This is a genomic window from Dolichospermum sp. UHCC 0406 (assembly GCF_009712025.1).
GTDB classification, from domain to species: Bacteria; Cyanobacteriota; Cyanobacteriia; order Cyanobacteriales; family Nostocaceae; genus Dolichospermum; species Dolichospermum lemmermannii.
In genome coordinates this window covers 1-2,276 of record NZ_VILA01000024.1, presented here as the reverse complement: position 1 = coordinate 2,276, position 2,276 = coordinate 1, and the positions used below count along the sequence as shown (strand labels likewise).

Here is a 2,276-nt window from a genome sequence, read left to right as displayed (position 1 = left end):
TTGTGAAAAATCCCGAAAGAGTAGAGACAATGATGATGTTAATGGCATTATGCCTTTTGGTTTATAATTTAGGACAAAGACAATTAAGAATGTCATTGAAGGCACAAAAAGCCACAGTTAAAAAGCGGTTTTTTAATGGCATTTTATGACGATGATTCCCACAGTTAGAGCATATTTGAGAACTGGGGAAGAACCTATCCACAAGGATTAATTCACTCCCGAACTTCTCGGTTTTATACTCTAACTGTCGTTTGAACTCATACATCCCACAATCGGCGATAGCACCCGCTAATTTGTGGTTCTTCAAAAATGCCTTAACGTGCAAATCCTCTATCTTTATCACGCTGTGGTTTTTAGCTAGATAGTAGGTTAATTTGTGTATGGAATCCTGGCGAATATTAGAAACTTTGGCGTGTAATTTAGCCAATTTTCTTACAGCTTTCTTGCGATTATTAGACCCCTTCACCTTTCGGCTAACGCTACGCTGTAAGCGTTTCATGCGTTTACTCATCCGGCGGTAGGCTTTGGGGTTTTTGAATATTTCACCATTACTGCAAACTGCTAACTCCTTTATTCCTACGTCAACGCCGATGGTCGGTCTGTCTGCAAGTATAGGAGGTTTTTCAATCTCGTACTTGACAGAAATAAACCTCGGTCCCATGCTTGGCGTAAGTCAGTTAACGCCTTTTGTGGGACATTTTTGTTAACTTCGTAATACCAAGCGTGTTCAGATTTGACCTCAGCTATTAACTTTTTATGCAGGTCAATCGCTGATGGTAATTTAAGTTTTTCGCCTTCTTTGCGAGTAGCTAAAATATCTATAACTTGAGCATTTGCCCAGTTATAGGCGTGTCTAGCTACTCCAGAAGCCTTGCGAAAAGCTGTAATCTGTCGGTTATTTGGAATTAGTGCAGTTTTGAATGATAAAAGCATTGATTCGACCTTTCAATGTTATATTATAGTAAGTATACCAACGATTAAGGTTAATGTCAATGAGATTTGAGAAAAATAATAAACTTGGCGCTAAAAAAATCCTCAAAGCTGAGTTAGACGCTCAACCAATTTGTTTTAAAGGTCGGAAAGGGCAAAGGGAGAAAATTAAAACCGTCCCTGACTGGCCGCAACGGTTAAGGGATTTTGTTGATCAACTTATTGAAGACTTAGACAAACAGTAAGATAAGGATAGTTATGGGTAGAAATTATCTAGCTGTTTCTACCCCCTGCTTCACTAACTAAGCAACGATTTTTACTGATTTGATACCCTTGCTACACCATTGAATTAGTAGCCATCGGTCAGAATCCTTGTCTAATGCAGGTTTAAGCCGAAAATTAAAAACGTCCTCCCATACATCCACACCATACTGATTAACAAAATCACGCTCTAACTTTTTGAATTGCTCCCAATTGCGATCGCTAATAGCAGTCAGCATAGGAACAATAGTAGTGATAGGAACTTGAGTAGCTGTTTCACTCATCTGGGTAATCCTCAAAAATACAAATAATTGGTAAATCTCCAGTTTCAGTGTCGATAATTTCGACTAATCGCTTACCTTTCCCTCTAGCAAGTTTTTTGCAACGCCCCTCAGTTGTAGCTGCGCCCCAATCTCTAGTTTCTGCTAGATAGTCAAATTTCCCCTTAGAACGTTTGATGTCATCTGCCATGCTGATTTTACTTAGGTTCTTTATTCAGTTTTCAAGTCAGAGTTTGGAGTAGAGAACGTTCTAACTTGCCTTTGGATTGCGTAGTTGTGTTTTTTTAATTTCACGAATACCAGACTCCACTATAAAAGCTGCAAGGTTAGCTGTGGTTCTACCCTGTTCATTAGCAAGTTTCTCCAATTCTTCAAATACAGCATCTGGAAGTGTAACGCTAAATCGTTTACTCATTTGCATCTATATAGAATCTCCTTTACACCAATATTCTACTAACTAATTCACTGTTTATTACAAAAAACATCTAGATTGAATCATTTACGATGTTAACTGAATCTATTTAGATGCTAAACTAGCACTATAAGCCAAGTAAATGCAACTCCACTACATTTTTATAAGTTCTGCGGGTTAAGAGGATGTTTAAAAAGTCAAAAAAGATACAACACAGCTCTCTCTGTATCAAATTATGAGCGAGAGTTGGTTTTTTGCACCATAATATAACCCACATTCCGCACTTCAAAAAGTAGCACAAGTAAACTACATTGACGGTCAATTAAAATTTATGATTTTAACAATTAGGTATCAATGTAAAACAAAATTATGGATACACAAAGTAGAGCTTT

Annotated in this window: 6 protein-coding genes; 1 reads left to right on the top strand and 5 read right to left on the bottom strand. The window is 37.5% G+C overall.

Annotation, left to right across the window (positions count from 1 at the left end; genetic code table 11):
* Positions 1–61 precede the first annotated feature (61 nt).
* Together FJR09_RS25495 and FJR09_RS25490 are read right to left on the bottom strand one after the other, a co-directional pair.
* Positions 62–661 (bottom strand): transposase, encoded by a 600-nt coding sequence (locus FJR09_RS25495; protein WP_235081866.1) that lies wholly within the window; start codon positions 659–661, stop codon positions 62–64.
* Entirely contained in the window at positions 577–933 is a 357-nt protein-coding gene (locus tag FJR09_RS25490; protein WP_235081864.1) for a helix-turn-helix domain-containing protein, read from the bottom strand. The genes FJR09_RS25495 and FJR09_RS25490 overlap by 85 nt, the downstream gene beginning before the upstream one ends.
* 59 nt (positions 934–992) lie before the next feature.
* On the opposite strand from FJR09_RS25490, the gene FJR09_RS19750 reads away from it, so the two are divergent.
* Positions 993–1,175, top strand: coding sequence for a hypothetical protein (locus tag FJR09_RS19750; protein ID WP_027401740.1), 183 nt, complete (start codon positions 993–995; stop codon positions 1,173–1,175).
* A 57-nt stretch (positions 1,176–1,232) separates the two neighbouring features.
* On the opposite strand, the gene FJR09_RS19745 is transcribed toward FJR09_RS19750, so the two are convergent.
* Genes FJR09_RS19745 through FJR09_RS19735 form a run of 3 tightly spaced genes read right to left on the bottom strand, consistent with a single transcriptional unit; the run spans position 1,233 to position 1,887 of the window.
* Complete coding sequence (locus FJR09_RS19745; protein WP_039203720.1) at positions 1,233–1,475, bottom strand: hypothetical protein; 243 nt, start codon at positions 1,473–1,475, stop codon at positions 1,233–1,235.
* A complete protein-coding gene (locus FJR09_RS19740; RefSeq protein ID WP_039203721.1) occupies positions 1,468–1,662 on the bottom strand; it encodes a hypothetical protein in 195 nt (64 codons plus the stop codon). The genes FJR09_RS19745 and FJR09_RS19740 overlap by 8 nt, the downstream gene beginning before the upstream one ends.
* Before the next feature lie 60 nt (positions 1,663–1,722).
* Positions 1,723–1,887, bottom strand: coding sequence for a hypothetical protein (locus FJR09_RS19735; RefSeq protein WP_072033657.1), 165 nt, complete (start codon positions 1,885–1,887; stop codon positions 1,723–1,725).
* Positions 1,888–2,276 lie beyond the last annotated feature (389 nt).

Coding starts and splice junctions, on each gene's coding strand:
- FJR09_RS25495 (WP_235081866.1), bottom strand. CDS start 661: ATGGGACCGAGGTTTATTTCTGTCAAGTACGAGATTGAAAAACCTCCT.
- FJR09_RS25490 (WP_235081864.1), bottom strand. CDS start 933: ATGCTTTTATCATTCAAAACTGCACTAATTCCAAATAACCGACAGATT.
- FJR09_RS19750 (WP_027401740.1), top strand. CDS start 993: ATGAGATTTGAGAAAAATAATAAACTTGGCGCTAAAAAAATCCTCAAA.
- FJR09_RS19745 (WP_039203720.1), bottom strand. CDS start 1,475: ATGAGTGAAACAGCTACTCAAGTTCCTATCACTACTATTGTTCCTATG.
- FJR09_RS19740 (WP_039203721.1), bottom strand. CDS start 1,662: ATGGCAGATGACATCAAACGTTCTAAGGGGAAATTTGACTATCTAGCA.
- FJR09_RS19735 (WP_072033657.1), bottom strand. CDS start 1,887: ATGAGTAAACGATTTAGCGTTACACTTCCAGATGCTGTATTTGAAGAA.